At 61.0% G+C, this 22174-nt stretch carries 16 protein-coding genes; 5 read left to right on the forward strand and 11 right to left on the reverse strand.

The window, feature by feature from the left end; all coding sequences use genetic code 11:
* Nucleotides 1-7: 7 nt before the first annotated feature.
* The 6 genes from purD to prmA all read right to left on the reverse strand — a co-directional run bounded on the left by purD (nt 8) and on the right by prmA (nt 6831).
* Nucleotides 8-1303, reverse strand: coding sequence for a phosphoribosylamine--glycine ligase (gene purD, locus QRN33_RS03115; protein WP_285406907.1), 1296 nt, complete (start codon nt 1301-1303; stop codon nt 8-10).
* Nucleotides 1304-1458: 155 nt separating this feature from the next.
* The gene (gene purH, locus QRN33_RS03120; RefSeq protein WP_285406909.1) at nt 1459-3066 is read right to left on the reverse strand and encodes a bifunctional phosphoribosylaminoimidazolecarboxamide formyltransferase/IMP cyclohydrolase; all 1608 of its coding nucleotides are present in this window, start codon (nt 3064-3066) and stop codon (nt 1459-1461) included.
* Nucleotides 3067-3149: 83 nt separating this feature from the next.
* On the reverse strand, nt 3150-3470 hold the full coding sequence (fis, locus tag QRN33_RS03125) for a DNA-binding transcriptional regulator Fis (RefSeq protein WP_002555375.1): 321 nt from the start codon (nt 3468-3470) through the stop codon (nt 3150-3152).
* Nucleotides 3467-4477 (reverse strand): tRNA dihydrouridine synthase DusB, encoded by a 1011-nt coding sequence (gene dusB, locus QRN33_RS03130; protein ID WP_285406912.1) that lies wholly within the window; start codon nt 4475-4477, stop codon nt 3467-3469. Before dusB ends, fis begins: the two co-directional genes overlap by 4 nt.
* 185 nt (nt 4478-4662) lie before the next feature.
* Nucleotides 4663-5922: a DUF3426 domain-containing protein gene (locus QRN33_RS03135; RefSeq protein ID WP_285406915.1), complete on the reverse strand. Its 1260-nt coding sequence runs from the start codon at nt 5920-5922 to the stop codon at nt 4663-4665.
* A gap of 30 nt (nt 5923-5952) precedes the next feature.
* Nucleotides 5953-6831 (reverse strand): 50S ribosomal protein L11 methyltransferase, encoded by an 879-nt coding sequence (gene prmA / locus QRN33_RS03140; protein WP_285406918.1) that lies wholly within the window; start codon nt 6829-6831, stop codon nt 5953-5955.
* 194 nt (nt 6832-7025) lie between these two features.
* Between prmA and QRN33_RS03145 the strand changes: the two genes are divergently transcribed.
* Nucleotides 7026-10985, forward strand: a complete 3960-nt coding sequence (locus QRN33_RS03145; RefSeq protein WP_285406922.1) for a type III effector 1 — start codon at nt 7026-7028, stop codon at nt 10983-10985.
* A gap of 66 nt (nt 10986-11051) precedes the next feature.
* Here QRN33_RS03145 and accC read toward each other — a convergent pair whose 3' ends face one another.
* The 5 genes from accC to gcbA form a co-directional block, all read right to left on the reverse strand.
* Nucleotides 11052-12407 carry an acetyl-CoA carboxylase biotin carboxylase subunit gene (accC, locus tag QRN33_RS03150; protein ID WP_024011424.1) on the reverse strand — a complete coding sequence of 452 codons (1356 nt, stop codon included), beginning with the start codon at nt 12405-12407 and terminating at the stop codon, nt 11052-11054.
* 17 nt (nt 12408-12424) lie between these two features.
* A complete protein-coding gene (gene accB, locus QRN33_RS03155; RefSeq protein ID WP_016771862.1) occupies nt 12425-12883 on the reverse strand; it encodes an acetyl-CoA carboxylase biotin carboxyl carrier protein in 459 nt (152 codons plus the stop codon).
* A 24-nt stretch (nt 12884-12907) separates the two neighbouring features.
* Complete coding sequence (gene aroQ / locus QRN33_RS03160) at nt 12908-13363, reverse strand: type II 3-dehydroquinate dehydratase (RefSeq protein ID WP_042608903.1); 456 nt, start codon at nt 13361-13363, stop codon at nt 12908-12910.
* Nucleotides 13364-13616: 253 nt separating this feature from the next.
* Nucleotides 13617-15563, reverse strand: coding sequence for a methyl-accepting chemotaxis protein (locus tag QRN33_RS03165; RefSeq protein WP_285406931.1), 1947 nt, complete (start codon nt 15561-15563; stop codon nt 13617-13619).
* Between the two features lie 51 nt (nt 15564-15614).
* A complete protein-coding gene (gene gcbA / locus QRN33_RS03170; protein WP_042608901.1) occupies nt 15615-17285 on the reverse strand; it encodes a diguanylate cyclase GcbA in 1671 nt (556 codons plus the stop codon).
* A 414-nt stretch (nt 17286-17699) separates the two neighbouring features.
* Here gcbA and QRN33_RS03175 point away from each other — a divergent pair, with 414 nt between their 5' ends.
* The 4 genes from QRN33_RS03175 (at nt 17700) to speA (ending at nt 22051) form a co-directional block, all read left to right on the forward strand.
* Complete coding sequence (locus QRN33_RS03175; protein WP_064362981.1) at nt 17700-18767, forward strand: DUF2333 family protein; 1068 nt, start codon at nt 17700-17702, stop codon at nt 18765-18767.
* 3 nt (nt 18768-18770) lie between these two features.
* Nucleotides 18771-19328 carry an NUDIX hydrolase gene (locus QRN33_RS03180; RefSeq protein WP_285406936.1) on the forward strand — a complete coding sequence of 186 codons (558 nt, stop codon included), beginning with the start codon at nt 18771-18773 and terminating at the stop codon, nt 19326-19328.
* Nucleotides 19329-19545: 217 nt separating this feature from the next.
* Complete coding sequence (locus QRN33_RS03185) at nt 19546-19917, forward strand: translation initiation factor Sui1 (RefSeq protein WP_285406939.1); 372 nt, start codon at nt 19546-19548, stop codon at nt 19915-19917.
* Nucleotides 19918-20137: 220 nt separating this feature from the next.
* Entirely contained in the window at nt 20138-22051 is a 1914-nt protein-coding gene (speA, locus tag QRN33_RS03190) for an arginine decarboxylase (RefSeq protein WP_016771856.1), read from the forward strand.
* Nucleotides 22052-22174: the final 123 nt, after the last annotated feature.

Consider the following 22174-nt stretch of genomic DNA (forward strand, 5'->3'; position numbering starts at 1 on the left):
GGATCGCTTATTCCTGGATTTCGCCGCGTTCACGGGCAATGGCGCGGTAGCCAATGTCCTTGCGGTAGAAGCAGCCTTCCCAGTCGATGGCAGCGGCAAGCTGGTAGGCCTGCTGCTGAGCTTCACCGACGGTGGCGCCCATGGCCGTGGCGCAAAGCACGCGACCACCGGCGGTAACCACCTGACCGTCCTTTAATGCGGTGCCGGCGTGGAAGACTTTGCCTTCCAGACCTGCCGCTGCATCCAGACCCTTGATCGCTGCGCCTTTGGCGTAGTCGCCCGGATAGCCGCCAGCAGCCAGAACGATGCCAACGCTCGGACGCGGATCCCACTGCGCTTCAATTTTGTCCAGTGCCTGCGCCAGCGCGGCTTCGACCAGCAGCACCAGGCTCGATTGCAGACGCAGCATCACCGGTTGGGTTTCCGGATCGCCGAAGCGGCAGTTGAACTCGATGACCTTCGGATTACCGGCCTTGTCGATCATCAGACCGGCATAGAGGAAACCAGTGTAGACGTTGCCTTCGTCGGCCATGCCGCGCACGGTCGGCCAGATCACCTGGTCCATCACGCGCTGATGCACGTCGGCGGTGACCACCGGGGCAGGGGAGTAGGCACCCATGCCACCGGTGTTCGGGCCGCTGTCGCCGTCGCCGACACGTTTGTGGTCCTGGCTGGTGGCCATCGGCAGGACATTCTTGCCGTCGACCATGACGATGAACGAAGCTTCTTCGCCGTCGAGGAATTCTTCGATCACCACGCGCGAACCAGCGTCGCCAAACGAGTTGCCGGCGAGCATGTCACGCACGGCGTCTTCGGCTTCGGCCAGGGTCATGGCAACGATCACGCCTTTGCCGGCAGCGAGGCCATCGGCCTTGATCACGATCGGCGCGCCTTTCTCCCGCAGATAAGCCAGGGCCGGCTCGATCTCGGTGAAGTTCTGGTAATCGGCGGTCGGAATCTTGTGGCGGGCGAGGAAATCCTTGGTGAAGGCTTTCGAACCTTCCAGTTGCGCAGCGCCGGCGGTCGGACCAAAGCAGTCCAGGCCACGGGAGCGGAACAGATCGACCACGCCAGCCACCAGCGGCACTTCCGGGCCAACGATGGTCAACGAAACGTTCTTTTCAGCGAAATCGGCCAGTTGCTCAAGGGCCAATACGTCGATGGCGACGTTTTCGCACTTGGCTTCAATGGCGGTGCCAGCGTTGCCCGGCGCGACAAAGACTTTCTGCACACGCGGATCCTGAGCCACTTTCCAGGCCAGGGCGTGTTCACGGCCACCGCTGCCAATGATCAAAACATTCATTTCAAAAACCTCGGATGACGCTAATTCTGTTGAGCGCCGCAGGGACGCTTTTCTGTAGGAGTGAGCCTGCTCGCGATTGCGGTGTGTCAGTCACTGCAGCTTTGACTGACCAATGGCTATCGCGAGCAGGCTCACTCCTACAGTGGATCGTGTGATTAGTGGCGGAAGTGGCGCATGCCCGTGAAGACCATCGCGATACCGGCTTCATCAGCAGCGGCAATCACTTCAGCATCACGCATCGAGCCGCCCGGCTGGATCACCGCGGTGATACCGACCTTGGCCGCGTTGTCGAGGCCGTCGCGGAACGGGAAGAATGCGTCCGAGGCCATGACCGAACCGGCAACCTGCAAGCCAGCGTGCTCAGCCTTGATTGCGGCGATGCGTGCCGAGTTGACGCGGCTCATCTGGCCGGCGCCGACGCCGATGGTCTGACGGTTCTTGGCGTAGACGATGGCGTTGGATTTGACGTATTTGGCGACTTTCCAGGCGAAGATCAGGTCGTGGATTTCCTGTTCGGTCGGCGCGCGTTTGGTCACCACTTTCAGGTCATCGGCACTGATCATGCCGATGTCGCGGCTCTGCACCAGCAGGCCACCGTTGACGCGCTTGTAATCCCAGGCAGCGGCGCGCTCAGCCGACCACTCACCACAGGCCAGCAGACGTACGTTGGCTTTGGCGGCAACGATGGCGCGGGCTTCTTCGCTAACCGATGGCGCGATGATCACTTCAACGAACTGACGCTCGACGATCGCCTTGGCGGTCTCGGCATCGAGTTCACGGTTGAAGGCGATGATGCCGCCGAACGCCGACTCGGTGTCGGTGGCGTAGGCCAGTTCGTAGGCCTGACGGATGCCGCCTTCGGCGTCCGGGCTGACTGCCACGCCGCACGGGTTGGCGTGCTTGACGATCACGCAGGCTGGCTTGACGAAGCTCTTCACGCATTCCAGCGCAGCGTCGGTATCGGCAACGTTGTTGTACGACAGTTCCTTGCCTTGCAACTGGGTGGCGGTGGCGATGCCGACTTCGGCAGGCTTGGCTTCAACGTAGAACGCCGCGCTCTGGTGCGGGTTCTCGCCGTAGCGCATTTCCTGGGCCTTGATGAACTGGCTGTTGAAGGTACGCGGGAATTCGCTGCGACCCTCAGTGCTCAGGGTTTCAGCGGCCTGGTTAACGGTGCCCATGTAGTTGGCGATCATGCCGTCGTAGGCGGCGGTGTGTTCGAAGGCCTTGAGCATCAGGTCGAAACGCTGAGCGTAGGTCAGGCCGCCAGCCTTGAGGTTTTCCAGGACGTCGGCGTAATCGCTGGCATTCACCACGATCGCAACGTCTTTATGATTTTTCGCTGCCGAACGGACCATGGTCGGCCCGCCGATGTCGATGTTCTCGATGGCGGTCGGCAGGTCGCAGCCTGGCTTGTTGATGGTTGCTTCGAACGGGTACAGGTTGACCGCCACCAGATCGATCGGCTTGATGCCGTGCTCGTTCATGATTGCATCGTCAGTACCGCGACGACCGAGGATGCCGCCGTGGATTTTCGGGTGCAGGGTTTTCACCCGACCGTCCATCATCTCGGCGAAACCGGTGTAATCCGCGACTTCCACTGCGGCAACGCCGTTGTCACGCAGCAGCTTGAACGTTCCGCCGGTGGAGAGGATCTCGACGCCCAGAGCTTCGAGCTCCTTGGCGAATTCGAGGATCCCGGTCTTGTCGGAAACGCTGATCAAGGCGCGGCGGATCGGCAGGCGGGTAGTCTGGTCGGTCATCTCAATTTCCATCAAAAGCAAAGGAAGTCAGCAAAAAAGGCGACCGTTTTTTACGCGGGCGCCTTTCTGGTTTGATTGAATGCTTACAGCAGATCGTACTGCTTGAGTTTCTTGCGCAGCGTGCCGCGGTTCAGTCCCAGCAGCTCACTGGCCTTGGTCTGGTTGCCCTTGACGTAGTTCATCACGCTTTCGAGCAGGGGCGCCTCGACTTCGGACAGCACCAGGTTGTACACATCCGTGACGGACGCGCCCTCAAGGTGGGCGAAATAATTGTGCAGCGCCTTCTCGACACTCCCGCGAAGGGTCTGGCCTTCTTCGCTCGGCGTGTTGAGGTGCTGTTTCAAATTCACGTTGTCGCTCACGGGTGTTGTTCCACTCACTAAAGTCTCGGTCATCATCGTCATGCGGCCACCCCTTCTTCGTCCCCTGTCAGGCTCTTGTAACGCTCGGCGAAGAACTCCCGAACGTCGGCGCATTGTGCTTCCGTACCATCCAAACGATTGAAACGGGCGCGAAACTCCCTGGCGCCCGGCAAGGTTGCGAGATACCAGCCCACATGCTTGCGGGCAATGCGCACGCCCATCACGTCGCCATAGAAGGCGTGAAGGGCGGCCAGATGCTCCAGCAGGATGCGTTCCACTTCGCTCAGTTCCGGCGCGGGCAATTTCTCGCCGGTGCGCAGGAAGTGTTCGATCTCGCGAAAAATCCATGGCCGCCCTTGAGCGGCGCGGCCTATCAGCAGGCCATCGGCACCGGTCGCGTCAAGCACATATCGGGCCTTTTCCGGCGAATCGATATCGCCATTGGCAAACACCGGGATCGACACGGCCTGCTTGATCGCAGCAATCGTGTCGTACTCGGCTTCCCCTGTGTACAGATCGGCGCGCGTACGGCCGTGCACGGCCAGCGCAGTGATCCCGGCCTGTTCGGCGATCTTCGCCACGATCAGGCCGTTCTTGTTCTCGCGATCCCAACCGGTGCGGATCTTCAGGGTGACCGGCACATCAACCGCGGCCACTACGGCCTGCAGGATCTCGGTCACCAGTGCTTCGTCTTTCAGCAACGCGGAGCCGGCGGCCTTGTTGCAGACCTTCTTCGCCGGACAGCCCATGTTGATGTCGATAATCTGTGCGCCCAGCTCGACGTTGGCCCGTGCCGCATCGGCCAGCATCTGCGCGTCGCCACCGGCGATCTGCACCGAGCGCGGCTCGGGATCGCCTTCGTGGATCATGCGCATGCGTGACTTGCGGGTATTCCACAGGCTCATGTCGCTGGTGACCATTTCCGAGACTACAAGTCCTGCGCCCAGACGCTTGCACAGCTGACGAAAGGGCTGGTCGGTGACGCCCGCCATCGGGGCGAGAATCAAACCGTTCTGCAATGTATATGGGCCGATGCGTACCGCCGACATAGGACTTCCCTGAAGTGGGGCCGGATCATGAGAGTTCGAAAAAGGGTGGGCATGATACCCGCTCTCGATGACTGGTTAAAGGCTGAATTGAACAAAATCTGAACAGTTATTCTGTTATCGCCAACGGTTTGGTTGGCCGCGATCCAGTCAGAAAAATGCCGTCAATCGGGAAACGCTGAAGCGGTTCATTCCGGCGAATGGAAGTTGAGGCTGTAATTCACCGCTTTCGGCCCCGGATCGAGAATATCCAGGGCGATGTGGATCGGCGTCTGCGGCGGCATTTCCGCCAGACCCTCAAGATCGCCGCTCAGGTACTCGCCGGGCTTGAAGCGACGACTGGCGATCAGGTGACCGTTGAGGTCGGCAAAACGCAACTCGAGCAACGGAAACGGCTGGGAAAACGTCGCACGGTTATAAATGATCGCATCGACCACCAGCGCTCCGCTGAATTCCGGATGGCTGCGCACCACCAGGTTGCTGCTCTTGATTTTGCCGATATCGACTTTGGAGGGCACGGTGCAGCCGATCTGCGGACAGATCTGCTGAAACCATGGGCGGTATTGATCCTGCCGCGCCAGTTCCTCGAAATGATAGGCGATGTACTGAGCGGCAAGCCCGCCGGCCGCCAACACCACCAGCACCAGCCAGAGCAGACGCCGGCCCCAGGGCGAGCGACGTTGCTGCCAGTCCAGTTGCAGCGGGTCGTCGGTCAGATCCTGCAGGACCTCGGCGCGCACGCCGGGCTCGGCCCGTTCACGTTTCTTGCGCGGCGAGGTGATCAACGGCAGATCGTCGTCCTCGCTGTCGTCGCTGGCCGACAAGCGTTCACGGCGGGCGTTGGGATTGATCGGGTCGTGCAGGCGCAGTTGCGGGATCGGCGGCTCGTCGTCCAGGTCCACCGGCTCCAGTGACAACGACGGTTCGGTGCGCTCGGGTTCGAGGGTTTCAATCTCGTCGATATCCGGCTCGATATCCGGCGCGGCGCTGCGCTCCTCGGCAGGCTCGCTGAACAGACTGTCGGGCCATGTCCCCTCGTCGGGTTCCGGGATGTCGCGCCGCGCGCTCAAGGACTCTTCGCGGGCACGGCCGAACTCGGCGACCGGCTGGATTTCGCGCTGTTCGAGGCGGGCGAGTTCTTCGTCCAGATCGAGGCTGTCCAGGTCGAGTTCGGACGCGCTCCACTGTTTTTGACTGATGGCGCGCGGCGCAGGCGTGTCATCGATGGTCGGTGCAACGCTGACGGATGTTGGCGCTTCAGGCAGTGGCGACGCGACCGGCGTCACCGTGTCCTTGCCGGCATGTTGCTCGAGCAGCTGCTTGGCAGCATTGAACACTTGCAGGCAGGAGCCGCAACGAACCACGCCGCGCGCCACGCTCAATTGCGCATGGTTGACGCGGAAGCTGGTCTGGCAATGCGGGCACTGGGTGACGAAACTGTCGGTCATGCGGCGATCCGGTTCAGGCAAGCGGTCATTTTAGCGCCGACGCCCGGTGATGCGCACCCAGCCATCGCGATTGGCAATCGGGTCGAGCGCGAAGTCCTGCGCATAGGCAGCGGCGACTTCTTCACCCTGTTCGGCGAGGATGCCCGACAGCGCCAGGCGCCCGCCGCTCTTGACCAGGCTGGACAGTTGCGGCGCCAGCGACACCAGCGGGCCGGCGAGAATATTGGCGACCAGCACGTCGGCCTGGACCTGCGGCAGATCTTCCGGCAGGTACAGCGGGAACAGCTCATCGGCGATGTTGTTGCGCCCGGCGTTGTCGCGCGAGGCTTCCAGCGCCTGCACGTCGATGTCGGTGCCCACGGCTTGTTTGGCGCCGAGCAGCAGAGCGGCAATCGCCAGAATCCCCGAGCCGCAGCCGAAATCCAGCACGTGGCAGTCTTTCAGATCCTGGCCATCGAGCCATTCCAGGCACAGCGCGGTGGTCGGGTGGGTGCCGGTGCCGAACGCGAGGCCCGGGTCCAGCAACAGGTTGACCGCCTCAGGCTCAGGCGCGGCGTGCCAGCTCGGCACGATCCACAGGCGCTGGCCGAAGCGCATTGGCTCGAAACCGTCCATCCAGCTGCGTTCCCAGTCCTGGTCTTCGATGACTTCGCTGTGGTGCTCGGGCAACGGGCTGCCGGTCAGCAACTCCAGGTGAGCCAGCACCGGCTCCGGTTCGGTGCCGCCTTCGAACAGCGCCAGCAAGTGGGTGTGCGACCACAGCGGCGTGGTGTTGAGTTCCGGTTCGAAGATCGGCTGGTCTTCGGCGTCCATGAAAGTCACCGACACGGCGCCGACTTCGAGAAATGCGTCCTCGTAAGTTTCGGCTTGTTCCGGGGTGATGGCGAGACGGACTTGCAGCCAAGGCATGGCGGGCACCTTTGAAAATCTGTGGGGCAGCCCGAAGCTGCAAAAGCGCGCAGTTTACGCCAGGTCGCCGGCAAAGTGGACACGCCGCTTGGCTGTTACACATTCGCCAGCGCGATATACATATGTATCGCCTGAGTGCGGTTGCCGACAAATAGAGTGAAAGCTCATTTCTACGCAAGAACGGGCTGGACGATATGGCGGGTGAACAAGCGATTGTAGAAGAAAAACCACCGGAAGCCGCTGCGCCCACAGGAACGGCCCAGGAGATTCTCCTGCGGATCACGCGTTGGCAGGTGATCATCGACAAACGCCTGAGCAGTCAGCTGACCTTATTGGAGGCCATGGAAGATTTCGCCTTGACCGAGCTGCGCGGTCATTACCCGCACGGCAATATCGACCCGGGGTTCGTGCTGGCTGTGCTGGATGCGATCCTGCAAAAAATCATCGACGGCAAACCGCTGATGTACCTGGCGATCCGTGACGCTCCGTACCGCTGGCCGGGCGCTGCTGATCGGGGATTGCCGCCCGGCCATCGCCAAGCGGTCATCCAGACCGTGGATAGCGTTTCTGTGCATTTCCTTGAGCAATACAAAAAATACCTGCGAGCACACTGGGAAACCAAAGGCCAGGAGGCTGCGTTCGATCAGTTGGTCCTGCGCAAGTTGCGGCGTTATGTCGACGACATCGACGCGCTGTTTCACCCGGATCGTCTCGCGGAACTGACGCCGGATCGACTGCGCAGGCAGATCGAAAAGGTTCAGGAGCGAGGCGCGCGCCGCTATCGGTTGACCGCGCTGGCAACGGGCGCGGAAAAGAAGCGGCTCGAAGCGCAGTCATACGCACAGTTGCCACATTGGTTGCGAGTGCTGAACGACCCGGAGCGTGCGAGGTTGCGCGGTTATCAAGAGCAGACGTCGCAGGCCCGGGCAGCGCTCGATGATCTGCTGGAAGGCTACGGTTCGTTGCGCGCCTATGCCCGGCAACAGGCGCTTGACTACATCAGGCTCAAACTCGACATGGAGGTGGAGCCGGACCGGATCGACGTCCGCCTGAAATGGCGTTCAGCGGTCGGTGAGCCGACACAGAACCGCAGTCTGAGCGAGTTGCTCGCGGCGGGGCCGATCGGGACTGATTTCGCTACCGTCCTGGAAGTCACCAGTGCTCCTTCGCGACGCAATCAGCCGCTGGAACCGGCATTCATCGCCGACATGCTGGCCGGCCAGGATTATCCGGTCGGCTACCTGCGCGCCCTCACCGCACAGTATGAGCGCGAGGATGTACACAAAGCCTTGATCGACTGGTTTATCACGCGACTCAGGCAAAGCGCGTTCGTTGCGCGTTGTGCGGGGCATCTGGCGGTCGACGACCATGATCGTCTCGAATCGCTGTGGGCCGGGGAGGCCATGGATGAATCCTTGCGCGTCGCCGCACTTGCGTTACCCAATGGCATGCAGTGTGCCGACTTTCTGGTGTTTTACCGAGAAAAGGCTGCACCAGCGGTAACTGATCTGCTGCTGTACGCGCCAAACAAACCAGACGGCCAGGAGTGGGTGCGCCTGCCTTCGCTGGCGGCATTGACCGGAGAGGTCTGGGGCTGGACGCAGAGCGAGTCCGGTCGCGAATACCTTTTGCAGCAGCTTTCCCCCACTGCCCATCGTCAAGCCCGTGAGTACCTGGTCGCCGTGGCTGCCGACCCTGGCCGGTGGGGGATGAGCAGTGACATCCGCCGTGCGCCCATGCTGTTTGCTGAATGCGTCGACGCGGCGGTAAAAATGGGCCTGGCGAAAAACCTGCAGCAGCTTGAAGAGGACAACTCGCTTCGCTGGTCCTCGACGCAGGCCCCGGATGCGCGCCGACGCCTCAGCAGCCTGAATCAGGAGCTGGTTGTCCATCAGCGGGTCTTCAATGAGTGGCTGGGCGGTTTCGAAGTCTTTGTCGACTTCGCCAGGCGCACGGTTGCCGCAGAGATCGCGCCTTATATGCGCAGCAAACAGGTACTGGAACCGGTCGACCCGGCCACCGTGTTGATCGATTACAGCGCCGGCATCGTCGATCGCAGGAAGCAATCGGTAGCCAGCCTGCTCGACCTGGCGATCTACGGCTACGACGACAACGCCGGTATCGACCATCCGAAGAAAGGCGTGCGCTCCTCCGTTGGTCAGGATTTGAGTCAGGTGCGCAGCGCTGATCTGGCGCTGTATCTGCGCCGGGCGTGGCTGGGTGAAAAGTATGCCAGCGAGATCCGCAGCAGGTATCTCGACGCTCGCGATGCTGCCTATGAGCCGCGTCGCTTCGCCTACCGTAACGTGCTGCTGTCGAAAATGGACCGTGATTTGCGCGTCGCCAGAAGTCAGGCGCGGTTAAGCGACGCGGTTTATTCGGCGCTGGTCCGTCAGGTATCGCTGTTGAGTCAGCTGCCAGCGCCGGGCAAGCCTTTGCGGGGCGCGAGCATGGTCAGCAGTGACGGTGTTTTCAGATTCACCGTGCGCAGCCACGTTGTGCTTGGGGTCTACGTTTTCACCTGTTTCGATCCCGAACCGTCCTGGTGGCTGTACACGCCGGATGCTCCCGATGATCTGACGCTGCGCCCGTATCAGTCACTGCATGGCGACATCGCCGGTGCATTGCATGATTACCTGCTCGCGCGCACGCCGGTTGCTGCGCGCAACACTGTTTCGCGTGCCCTGTATGCGATAGCGGCAAGAAAACAGCGTGTCGATACGCTGTACGAAGCACAGCGCGTGAGTGATGCGCGCAGCGAGTTCAACGCCTACATCGAGCGCACGGCCACGGATGTGGAGGACATCACCACCAGCCGGGCAGAAATGATCGAGAGACAGGTTGTCAAAGGACTGATGTTCGGCGCCGCACCGTTTTGCATGGTGTTTCCACCCTTTGCCTTGCTGCTGGATGTCGTGTTCATTGCCGTCAGCGCCGGTCAGGCCGTCGCGGCGCATCTGGAAGGCGATGTCGAGGGCGCGCTCGGCCACTGGCTCGAGGCATCGTGGGGCGCCCTGTTTGCCATGGTCGGCGCCGGCGGTACGGTCAAGCTGCTCGGGCGTTCGGTCAGCAATCTGAAGCACACGATGCGACCGGTCTCATTGCTCACCGAGCGTCTGAGCAGCGTGGCTCCTGTTCGCAAGGAAACGCTGCCGGCGGTTCGCGAGGTGCGTTTTCATGCCAGACAGGCCGTCAGCAGAAAGCCGAATGATTTGCAGCAGGTCACTGAAGAAGGTGTCTTTTTTGGCACATGGCGCAGTCCGCCCATGACTCCACAGGCTCAACCGACCTATTACATCCGCAACAGGGGCAAGTATTTCCAGGTCAGGGAAAACCCGCATTTCGATGGTCTCAGCCTGGTCGATGCCCGGCGGCCCGCAGCCATTTATCAAAAACCGGTACGACTGACCACGAGCGGCAAATGGACGCACGATCGCGTCGGGTTGCGCGGCGGCGATGATCAGGTGCGCAATCTTGGCCATGTGAGCAATCTGCGCAATGCGTTTCCCGGGCGCGTCGAGCCGGTGCTTAACCGTGGCGCGTTGCAGGGCGAAGCGCTGGTGGCGAAGTTTGTCGCCGGCTCGCGGGACAATTACCTGTTTTCGCTGAATGCGCAAACCTGCGTGATTGCCTCGATCTACAACCCGACGACAAAGGTTGGCGCTGTCATTCATTTCGATCACAACATTCGCACGCTGATCAAAGACACGGTCAAGGATACGATGGCGCGTCTGGGAGGCTCGAGCAAAGATGTTCGGGTCACGCTGGTCGGCGGTGACTGGCTGACCGGGACCGACATCGGTGGGACGGTCAGGACAGTATTGCGTCAAGAGGGGCTGAAGCCGACGTGGGACTACTGGTCGTATTCTTCCTGTCTGGGCAATAACTATGCAGTGTCGTTGAATCTCGATAGCGGTGTTTCGACCGTGTTCAAGACATCCGCCAGTCAGGTTGAACGCCTGTATTCGCCGGTTTTGCAGCGGGCGAGCCATGCCAGCGATCCGGTGTCCAGACGCGCACAGGTATTCATGGAGCGGTTTCGGCGAAAGCCGTTGCACGAGGATGCCTCTGGCGCCGTGGTCGACCAGAACGGGCGCCGGGCAACTCCCGAGATGATTCAGGAGCAGGCTTTTACCTTGGTATCGATGAACTGATGCGCTGGCTTAATGCATAAAAAAACCCGATCCGCAGGGATCGGGTTTTTTCACGCCAGGTCAGTCTTACGACTGCTTGGCCAGCTTGTGCTCGAGGTAGTGAATGTTCACACCACCTTTGCAGAAGCCTTCGTCACGAACCAGATCACGGTGCAGCGGGATGTTGGTCTTGATCCCGTCGACCACGATTTCGTCCAGGGCATTGCGCATGCGTGCCATGGCTTCGTCGCGGGTTGCGCCGTAAGTGATCAGCTTGCCGATCAGCGAGTCGTAGTTCGGTGGCACGGCATAACCGCTGTACAGGTGCGAATCGACGCGGACGCCGTTGCCGCCTGGGGCGTGGAAATGCTTGACGGTGCCCGGGCTCGGCATGAAGGTCTTCGGATCTTCAGCGTTGATCCGGCACTCCAGCGAGTGACCGCGGATGACCACGTCATCCTGAGTGAACGACAGCTTGTTGCCAGCGGCGATGCTGAGCATCTCCTTGACGATGTCGATACCGGTGACCATCTCCGAAACCGGGTGCTCCACCTGAACACGGGTGTTCATTTCGATGAAGTAGAAACGACCGTTCTCGTAGAGGAACTCGAAGGTGCCGGCGCCACGGTAGCCGATGTCGATGCACGCCTTGACGCAGCGAGCCAGGACTTCCTGGCGCGCCTTCTCGTCGATGCCCGGTGCCGGCGCCTCTTCGAGAACCTTCTGGTGACGACGCTGCAGCGAGCAGTCGCGGTCACCCAGATGGATGGCGTGGCCCTGGCCGTCGGACAGGACCTGCACTTCGACGTGACGTGGATTGGTGAGGAATTTTTCCAGATAGACCATCGGGTTGCCGAACGCCGCGCCTGCTTCGGAGCGGGTCAGTTTCGCCGAGGCGATCAGGTCTTCTTCCTTGTGCACCACACGCATGCCGCGACCACCACCGCCACCGGCGGCCTTGATGATCACCGGGTAGCCGACTTCACGACCGATGCGCAGCGCCGTTTCTTCGTCTTCCGGCAGTGGGCCGTCGGAGCCTGGAACGGTGGGTACGCCTGCTTCGATCATCGCGTGCTTGGCCGATACCTTGTCGCCCATCAGGCGGATGGTGTCGGCTTTCGGGCCGATGAAGGCGAAGCCGGAGTTCTCGACCTGCTCGGCAAAATCGGCGTTTTCCGCGAGGAAACCGTAGCCTGGGTGAATGGCGGTAGCGCCGGTCACTTCAGCGGCAGCGATGATGGCCGGGATGTGCAGGTAAGACTGAGCGGCGGACGCCGGGCCGATGCAGACGGATTCGTCTGCCAGACCCAGGTGCATCAGCTCTTTGTCGGCCTTGGAGTAAACGGCGACGGTCTTGATGCCCATCTCTTTGCAGGCACGCAGAATCCGCAGGGCGATCTCACCGCGGTTAGCGATCAGAACTTTTTCCAACTTCGCAGTCATCAAAGGCTCTCCGCGGTTCAAACGATGGTGAACAGCGGTTGGTCGTACTCAACCGGCTGGCCGTCTTCGACGAGGATGGATTCGATCACACCGCTGGTTTCAGCTTCGATGTGGTTCATCATCTTCATGGCTTCGACGATGCACAGGGTGTCGCCTTTCTTCACGGTCTGGCCGACTTCAACGAAGGCTGGCGAGGTTGGCGAAGATTTACGGTAGAAGGTGCCGACCATCGGCGAACGGGCAACGGTGCCGTTCAGCGCGGGTGCAGCAGCGGCAGCCGGAGCAGCGGCGGCGACTGGCGCGGCAGCAGGGGCAGCGGCCGGAGCCTGCATCGGGGCTGGCGCGTAGTACTGCTGCGCCGGGGTCTTGCTGTGGCGGCTGATGCGTACGGACTCTTCGCCTTCCTTGATCTCGAGCTCGTCGATGCCGGACTCTTCCAGCAATTCGATCAGTTTCTTAACTTTACGGATATCCATGAATCATCAACTCCCAAGGGTCGGTCAGGGGCGTATAGCTTGGTGTTCAAGCTGCTCTAGTGCGGCCTCCAGGGCCAGTCGGTAACCGCTGGCGCCAAGGCCGCAGATCACTCCTACCGCTACATCGGAGAAGTAGGAGTGATGGCGGAAAGGTTCGCGCTTGTGCACGTTGGACAAGTGCACTTCGATGAATGGGATGCTCACTCCCAGCAGCGCGTCACGTAATGCGACACTTGTGTGCGTAAAAGCCGCCGGATTGATCAGAATGAAATCCACGCCTTCATCGCGCGCAGCGTGGATGCGATCGATCAATTCGTACTCGGCGTTGCTTTGCAGATGCAGCAGATGATGGCCGGCTTCACGGGCGCGACGCTCCAGATCCTGATTGATCTGCGCCAGGGTCGTCGACCCATAGGTCCCCGGTTCCCGGGTGCCGAGCAGGTTCAGGTTGGGGCCGTGCAGCACCAGTAGCGTCGCCATCTGCGTTGTCCTTGTTATCAATGAGCAGTCGTCAGAACCCGGCGACTATGCCGCAAAGCCTTTGTGACTGTCCAGTTCCATGCAATAGCCGGCACGATGGGCGATGTTTGCGCGAAATTTGTGACCATGAGTTCACATCCGGTCATTCTGCGGGATCGGCGGTGTCTGGTTTGACGCTATCGCGAGCAGGCTCACTCCTACATTTGGAACGCGTATCCCCTGTAGGAGTGAGCCTGCTCGCGATAGCGGTTTATCAAACGCGGAAGGCTTGAACGGCCGTATGCAATCGCCCACCCAGCACCAGCAGATTCTCGCCCTGTTCGCGCCCCTGGCCGATGCGCAGCAGGTTATCCCCACCCAGTTGATGAATGCGCTCGCTGTGATCGCGGATCTCGCTCACCGCGCCGCTTTGTTGTGCGGTGACATCGGCAATGCGCACAGCCGTGTCGGCGATGGTCTGAATCGCGCCGACGATTTTATCCAGCGCACCGTCCGCCGCCTGCGCCTGACTGGCCGTGGCTTCGGCGTGTTCGACCTGGGCGCGCATACCCTCAACCGATTGTCGGGCGGCGGTCTGCAGGCCGGCGATCAGCGTCTGGATTTCCGCCGTCGCTCCGGCAGTACGCTGCGCCAGCGAGCGCACTTCTTCGGCAACCACGGCGAAACCACGGCCCATCTCGCCGGCGCGAGCGGCTTCGATCGCGGCGTTCAGGGCGAGCAGATTGGTCTGGTCAGCAATCGAGCGAATCACCGTCAGCACGCCGCCAATAGTTGCCGACTCCTCGGCGAGGTGCTCGATCATCTGCGCATTGCCCTGAACTTCACCGACCAAAGCATGCAGTCCGGTCAGGCTCTGGCCGATCACAGCCTGGCCATGCTCGACAGCCAGACCGGCATGACGGCTGGCATCGGCAGCCTGGCGGGCGTCGCCGGCCACTTGCTGAATGGTCGCCTCCAGTTCGCCCAGTGAGTCACGGATCAGCGCCGTATCACCGGCCTGATGCTCGGCGCCGCTGTGCAGGTCATTGCTCAGTTCGGCGAGGGTGCGGCTGCTACCCGCGACTTGCTCGGCGTTGCCGCGAATCGTGCCGACCAGATCCACCAGATAGGCGCGCAAGCGATTGAGCGAGGCTTCGATGTCGTGCAGTTCGCGGTTGGTCTTGCCCAGTTGAATATCCTGGCTGAAATCGCCCTCGGCCCAGGTCGACAGCGCCGGGGCGAGGTTGGTCAGAGTGCGGGCCAGGCGCCGCTGCAAGGTGTCGATGAGCAGGGCGATCAGCAGAATCAGGCCGATCATTACGCCTTGCATCAGCCGCACTTCGCCCTGGATCTGCCCGTGTTGCGCGCGCACCACCGGTTCGAGGCCGGCGATGGCGTGTTGCACGCTGGCGATTTTTTCGTGGGTGGCGGCGCTGAGATCCGCGCGTTTATGGATCTGCTCGCGAGTGCGCGCCAGTTCCGCCGGGTAGCGGCCGAGCAAGCTGTTCAGTTCGCGTTTGAGGCCGACACCGGCATCCTCGGCGGCGGCTTTATCAGTGTTCTCGATGCCCATGAGTGCGGCGAAATCGTCACTGTTCGATTCAGTGCTGGTGACCACTCCGAGCAAGGGCAGGGCGTCGATTGCCTGGGCCTCGGCGCGCATGCTGTCGACCTCGCGCTCGACATCGGCGGCGAGCTCACTGCGCCCGCTGCTCACCAGTTTGTCCCGCGCCAGCGACAATTTGCCCAGATGCTGCGACGCGGCGAGCAGGGGTGCGAGATAGGCGGCGTTGCCATTGGCGTAGGTGTTGAGCTGGTCGAGGCCGGCGCTGAGTTCGCGTTCTGCCTGCAACAGCAGGGCTTGCGGATCGCCGGCCAGTTTGCCGGCGGCGAGCAGGTCGGTTTTGCTGAATTCATCGAGGCTCGACAGACTTGGCTGCACGGTGTCGGCCAGCGCCGGCGGCAATTCACTCAGTTGCTTGTGCACGCTGTCGATGGCCTGGGCGGCGCTGCTCAGGCGCAGCGCGTCACCGCTGGCGAGGTAATCCTCGACGTTGCGCGCCACTTCATTCTGAAATTGCTGCGACAGCCCCAGGTACCGCTCCATCAAAAGATAGGGCCGTTCCAGGGCTTTTTGCGACCACCACAGCGTGGCGCCAAGGGCCACGCAGACGGCGACCAGCAGCAGAGTGTTGAGATTGGTGAGCAACTTCAGGCGCATGACGGCTACCAACGGCAGAAATGGTAAGCGCCTGAATTTATTGCGGTTCTATTACAAGGTTATGACCGAATCAGTGGATTCCGATGAAAAAGTGGCACTTTGCTTTGATTGCCTGGCGGTCTGCACCCGATTGCGTCCGGCACCCTTGGCGCGATACAGCGCCTCGTCGGCCTGGCTGGCCATCATCAGGCTGTCGGAGTCATCGCACATTTCCACCACGCCGGCGCTAAATGTGCACCAGAGATCCTGCGGCTGCGCCGGGTAATGAATTTCGGCGAAGCGCTGGCGAATCTCGTCGAGGACTTTGTGCGCCGCGTCGATATCAGTGTCGGGCATGACGATGGCGAACTCTTCGCCACCGTAACGGCCGATGAAATCGGTCTTGCGCAAACGCTGCTTGAGGAACAGCGCCAGGCTCTTGATCACACGGTCGCCCATCGGGTGGCCGTGGCTGTCGTTGACCCGTTTGAAGTGATCGATGTCGAGCATGGCAAAGCTCAGCGGCTTGTTCTCGCGGCGGGCGCGGAACGAGCAGTCTTCGAGCAACTGCAGGATGTGCGTGTGGTTGTACAGCCCGGTGAGACTGTCGCGGACCATGCGCGCTTTCAGATTGCGCGCGCGGGCGGCGCGGTTGCGCACCGTGGTGATCAAGTGCCGTGGCTTGATCGGCTTGGTCAAAAAGTCATCGCCGCCCTCGCTCATGGCGTCGAGCTGCTTGTCCAGATCGTCCTCGGCCGACAGGTAAATGATCGGCACGCTGACGTAGCGGTCGTTGTGGCGGATCACTTTGGCCAGTTCGGTGCCGGTGCAGGCCGGCATGTACATATCGAGAATGATCAGGTCCGGCTGGAAATCCGCCAGTTCCGCCATCGCCTGAATCGGTTCGATCAACGTGCGGGTGACAATCCCGGCGCTGTTGAGCAGGCGCTCGGTGTGCAAGGCCTGCGCGCGCGAGTCGTCGATGATCAGCACTTTATAGGGCTCGTACTGGGCGACGCAGGTCAGCACTTCGATTTTTTCCAGCAGGCTCGAAGCTTCGAGGGTGCCGGTGAGAAATTCCTGACCGCCGGCGCGCACGGCGGCGAGACGGGTCGGGGTATCGGTTTCGTGCAGGCTGAAAAACAGCAATGGAAGCTGTTCTTCGAGGCCGACCTGAGCTTCGGCGGCGAGTTTCAGGCCGATGCCGGGACCGCTGAAATCCACGTCCATGACAATCGCCGCGGGCAAGCGCTCGACCATCGACGAGCGAAACGCGGCGACGCTGTCCAGTGCCTGCGCGCTCAAACCGAAAAATTCCAGCTGCTTGGCCAGCCGTTCGGCGCGGTCGTGGTCTTGCAACATCACATAGATCGGCTTGCGCAGTGGCGGCAGGAAGGTCTGGTCGAGCTGATCGCCATGGCGCAGGCCGGTGCGCGACAGGCGCTGCATCAAGCGATTGAGATCGGTGATCAGGCCGCTGCTGAGACGGCCACGGTTGGCGTCCACCGCCTGCAGCGACTGGCCGATGTGATGCGCCAACTGCGTGTGTTCCGGCTGTTCGAAACGCTCGGCAAAACGCAGCAGACGCAGATTCGCCTCGCTCAGTTCGGCGAGGTCGACGGTGGACCACTCACTGCGTTGCAGGCGCTGCCATATCTCAAGAATCTGACGTGCCTGATGAATTACCCGCTGGGCAAAGTGGTGCTTGAGACGCTCACGGCTGGGGTCTTCTGGCTCGGTCATATCCTGACTACTAGTTAGGGTGCATGCTGAGATCGACTGGTGGCTCTATGCTAGCACCTCTTTTCCCTTAGACGAGTGTCGTACGTCAATAATCTGCTGGACGACACGATTCAGTTTCTGACCGGGTGGTTTTCTCACGCACTTGCGGGTCAGTCCGACGCCCGGAATCCGCACGTTCGACTTGCAAGGAAGGGCAGAACAGTCGGGAATTCTCCATCGTTGCGCGGACCACGCTCAGGCAGGGTTCGCTGCATCGCAGGCATTGCCAGTATCAGGGAATCCCCTAGCGTGTCGCCAAGCGTCATCGGCCCTTACGATTTGCGGCTTATCGTTAGCGGCAGGTGCTAGGCCAAGGCACGTTGTTGTATGGTTGTGGTCGAACCGTTGAACCCAAGTGATTGAAAGGATATCGCCATGCTGGACTGGAAAAACCGCGCGGGCAGCGCGCCTGAACGTGCCGCCGAGCCCAAGTCGGCCACCCGCAGTTATGTCGGCGGGCTATTTTTCAGCCGGGCGCTGGCCACAGTGATTGGTCTCTACTTGCTGGTGACCATCGCGCTGGGCTGGTACTGGAGCCAGGAACCGGAGCTGTTTCCAGTGGCGCAAAATGCCCAGGTCGCTGCCGAGAAAGAAGGCAAGCAAATGGTGGTCGGCTACACCACCGTCGAAACCCTGAAAACCGTTGCCGGTACCTTGCTCAACAAGCCGGGCGGTTACATTTCCAACGATCGTTTCCCGCCGGGTCTGTGGATGGACAACACGCCGAGCTGGGAATACGGCGTGCTGGTGCAGGTGCGTGACCTGACCCGTGCCCTGCGCAAAGACTTCGCCCGTTCGCAATCGCAGTCGGCCGAAGACGCCGATCTGGCCAAGGCCGAACCGCGTTTCAACTTCGACAACAAGAGCTGGGTGCTGCCGTCCAGTGAGTCGGAATATCAGGAAGGCATCAACTCCCTGAGCCGTTATCAGGCGCGCCTGTCCGATCCGAATCAGAAAAACGCGCTGTTCTATGCCCGCGCCGACAACCTCAACAACTGGCTGGGCGACGTCGGCACCCGTCTCGGTTCGCTGTCGCAACGCCTGTCGGCCAGTGTCGGCCGGGTCAAGCTCAACACTGCGCTGAAAACCGAAGTCCCGGCGGTCGGCGAAGTGCCGCAGGTTGACGAAGAAGTCGTGGAAACCCCATGGATGCAGATCGACAACGTGTTCTACGAAGCACGGGGTCAGGCCTGGGCGCTGTCGCATCTGCTGCGTGCCATCGAAGTCGACTTCGCTGATGTGCTGGCGAAGAAGAACGCCACCGTCAGCGTGCGCCAGATCATTCGGGAACTGGAGGCTTCGCAAGAGCCGGTGTGGAGCCCGATGATCCTTAATGGCAGCGGTTTCGGCGTTCTGGCCAACCACTCGCTGGTCATGGCCAACTACATTTCCCGGGCCAACGCCGCGGTGATCGATCTGCGTCAACTGCTCAATCAGGGCTGATACGTGAGCCAGACCCCCGGAGAGGCGGCCCATCGCGCTGCCTCGGATGCTGAACAGATTGCCTGGGTCGACGAGCACGACAACCTGCTCGGCACCCTGGTGCGTTCCGATTTGCGCGAACGCGGGCTGATCGGTCGTGGCACCTACATCATGCTGTTCAATTCCGCCGGTGAGTTGTGCGTGCACCGGCGCACATTGAGCAAGGCGATTTATCCCGGCTACTGGGATGTTGCCGCCGGCGGCATGGTCCAGGCCGACGAAAGCTACGCCGAGTCGGCGGCGCGCGAGCTGGAGGAAGAGCTGGGCGTCAGCGGCGTCGAGCTGACCGCTCACGATCACTTCTACTTCGAAGACACCGGCAATCGACTGTGGTGTTCGGCGTTTTCCGCTGTATGGGACGGGCCGCTGAAACTGCAGCCGGAGGAAGTCCTCGAAGCGCGATTCATTCCCGTCGAACAGGTCATGCGGGAAATCACCGAAAAGCCTTATTGCCCGGACTCTCTGGCCGCATTGAAGCGCTATCTCAAGGCGCAGCAGAGCCACGTCGCAAAGAACACATGAATTGGCGCCGATTGGCACTTAGCAATCGCGATTTTTGTCGTTACACTGCGCGACCTTTTCAAGCTGCACCGGATGGCTTGAGGTTGGCCTGCAGATATTCAGCCCAGCGTTCATAGTTTTCCGATGCAGTAGCGCTGCCCCTGCCTGAGTGGGGCTTCGCGGTCGCTGACCTTGCCCAAGGTTGCGATCAGTCTTTGTCCTCCCGAGAGGATTGCCGGTGGCCAAGAAAGCCGCATCCTTCGCCGCCCTGGGCGGCCTGGTATTTTCCACCGACGCAGGTCGTCATTGCCCGGAATGCAGCAAGCCGGTGGACGCCTGTATCTGCAAACAAACCGTGATCCCGGCCGGTGACGGCATTGCCCGCGTGCGTCGCGAATGCAAAGGACGTGGCGGCAAAACGGTGACAACCATCACCGGCGTGCCCCTGGCCGAAGACGCGCTCAAGGAACTGGCGACGACGTTGAAAAAACGTTGTGGCACCGGCGGGGCGTTGAAGGACGGCATCATCGAAATCCAGGGCGATCACGTCGAGCTACTCTTGGCAGAGCTGATCAAGCACGGTTTCAAAGCGAAGAAATCCGGCGGCTAGCAGCCTCTGTGAAACCCTCCGGCGGCTTGATCCGGCTTCGAGTGTTCTCGACTCCGGCGTCGTCGCCATGGTTTTCACAGAGCCTGTTCATGACCGGTTTCTAAACTCCACGCAGTCAGTGCGGTCTACCGCCGCACTGACGAACCGTCATTTTCATTCTTTAGACTGCGCCGGCCTGCACTTCAGGCGACGCACTCTGACTTCTTTATAGGGGACTTCGATGTCCGTACGACGCACACGTAAAGACGATGGCAGCCAATGGACAGTTGCGGACAGCCGCAGCGTTTACGGGATTCGCCATTGGGGGGCCGGGTATTTCGCGATCAATGAAGCCGGTCGCGTCGAAGTACGTCCGAACGGCCCGAGCAGCTCGCCCATCGATCTGTTCGAACAAGTCGACCAACTGCGCAAGAGCGGTTTGTCCTTGCCGTTGCTGGTACGTTTCCCCGACATCCTGCAAGACCGTGTCCGTCAGTTGACTGGAGCCTTCGATTCGAACATCGAACGCCTGGAATACCAGAGCAAGTACACCGCGCTGTACCCGATCAAGGTCAACCAGCAGGAAGCGGTGATCGAGAACATCATCGCCACCCAGAACGTCTCCATCGGTCTGGAAGCCGGCTCCAAGCCTGAGCTGCTGGCCGTGCTGGCGCTGGCGCCGAAGGGCGGCACGATCGTCTGCAACGGTTACAAGGACCGCGAGTTCATCCGTCTGGCGCTGATGGGCCAGAAGCTCGGCCACAACGTGTTCATCGTCATCGAAAAAGAATCCGAAGTCGGTCTGGTGATCGAAGAAGCGGCCTCGCTGAAGGTCAAGCCGCAGGTGGGTCTGCGCGTGCGCCTGTCGTCGCTGGCCTCGTCGAAATGGGCGGACACCGGTGGCGAGAAATCCAAATTCGGTCTGTCGGCGGCGCAGTTGCTGTCGGTGGTCGAGCGCTTCCGTGGCGCCGGTCTGGATCAGGGCATTCGCCTGCTGCACTTCCACATGGGCTCGCAGATCGCCAACCTCGCGGACTACCAGCACGGCTTCAAGGAAGCAATTCGTTACTACGGCGAACTGCGCAACCTCGGTCTGCCGGTCGATCACATCGACGTCGGCGGTGGCCTTGGTGTCGACTACGACGGCACCCACTCGCGCAATGCCAGTTCGATCAACTACGACATGGACGATTACGCCGGCGTCGTGGTCGGCATGCTCAAGGAATTCTGCGACGCGCAGAGCCTGCCGCATCCGCACATCTTCTCGGAAAGCGGCCGTTCGCTGACTGCACACCACGCAATGCTGGTGGTGCAGGTGACCGACGTCGAGAAACACAACGACGAAATCCCGCTGATCGAAAACAAGGAAAGCCTGCCGGAAACCGTGCAGTGGCTGGTGGACCTGCTCGGCCCGACCGACATCGAAATGGTCACCGAAACCTACTGGCGCGCTACGCACTACATGAGCGACGTGGCCGCGCAGTACGCCGATGGCAAGCTGACCCTGGCGGAAAAGGCCTTGGCGGAACAATGCTATTTCGCTGTTTGCCGGCGCCTGCACAACTCGCTGAAGGCGCGTCAGCGTTCGCACCGTCAGGTGCTCGACGAACTCAACGACAAGCTGGCCGACAAGTACATCTGCAACTTCTCGGTATTCCAGAGCCTGCCGGACACCTGGGCGATCGATCAGGTGTTGCCGATCATCCCGCTGCACCGTCTCGACGAAGAGCCGCTGCGCCGGGCGGTGCTGCAGGATCTGACCTGCGATTCGGACGGCAAGATCAACCAGTACGTCGACGAGCAGAGCATCGAAACCAGCCTGCCGGTGCATGCGTTGAACGAAGGCGAAGATTACCTGCTGGGCGTGTTCCTGGTCGGCGCCTACCAGGAAATCCTCGGCGACATGCACAATCTGTTCGGTGACACCGACTCGGTGAACATCTACCAGAACGCCGATGGCAGCGTGTATCACGCGGGCATCGAGACCCACGACACCATCGAAGACATGCTGCGTTACGTGCACTTGTCGCCGGAAGAACTGATGACTCACTACCGCGACAAGTGCGCCAGTGCCCGCATCAGCGCCAGCGAGCGCACGCAGTTCCTCGATGCTCTGCGTCTGGGCCTGACCCGCTCGTCCTATCTGTCTTCCTGAGACCCGATAGCGTTCCGACCGGGTTGTCCGATTTTTTTCCGCAAGCTGTGGAAAATTCGGATAACCCGGTGGGACATCTCCTGATTTTTTCAGGAAAACCTGTGCTACTTAAGTCAGCAAACT

It is taken from the genome of Pseudomonas sp. FR229a (assembly GCF_030209115.1).
In the GTDB taxonomy this organism is placed as follows: domain Bacteria; phylum Pseudomonadota; class Gammaproteobacteria; order Pseudomonadales; family Pseudomonadaceae; genus Aquipseudomonas; species Aquipseudomonas moraviensis_A.